Origin of the sequence: Nocardioides aequoreus, from assembly GCF_000720335.1 — a bacterium.
In the GTDB taxonomy this organism is placed as follows: Bacteria; Actinomycetota; Actinomycetes; order Propionibacteriales; family Nocardioidaceae; genus Marmoricola; species Marmoricola aequoreus.
Genome location: NZ_JOJN01000040.1, coordinates 1 through 320, shown reverse-complemented (window position 1 = coordinate 320; position 320 = coordinate 1). Strand labels below are relative to the sequence as shown.

Annotated in this window: 1 protein-coding gene; it reads right to left on the bottom strand. The window is 68.4% G+C overall.

Annotated features, from left to right (window positions below; genetic code table 11):
- Positions 1–320 (bottom strand): integrase core domain-containing protein (locus IG63_RS0120240; RefSeq protein WP_030486144.1); only part of this gene is annotated, 320 nt, incomplete at both ends.

Here is a 320-nt window from a genome sequence, read left to right as displayed (position 1 = left end):
TCGATGCCGGTGTGGGGTCTGTGGTGATTGTAGAAGTGGAGCCAGTCGGCGTAGGTCGCGGCGCGTGCGGCGTCTGAGAGGTAGATCGCGGCGTAGGCCCACTCGGCGGCGAGGGTGCGGTTGAAGCGTTCGACCTTGCCGTTGGTCTGGGGGCGGTAGGGCCGGGTGCGGCGGTGCTTCACGTCCTTGCCGAGTGCTGCTGCGAAGGCGTGGGAGCGGTAGCAGGCGCCGTTGTCGGTCATCACGGCCCGCACGCTGATCCCGGCTTGTGCGAAGAACGACGTGGCGCGTAGCCAGAACCCGGCGGCGGTCTCCTTGCG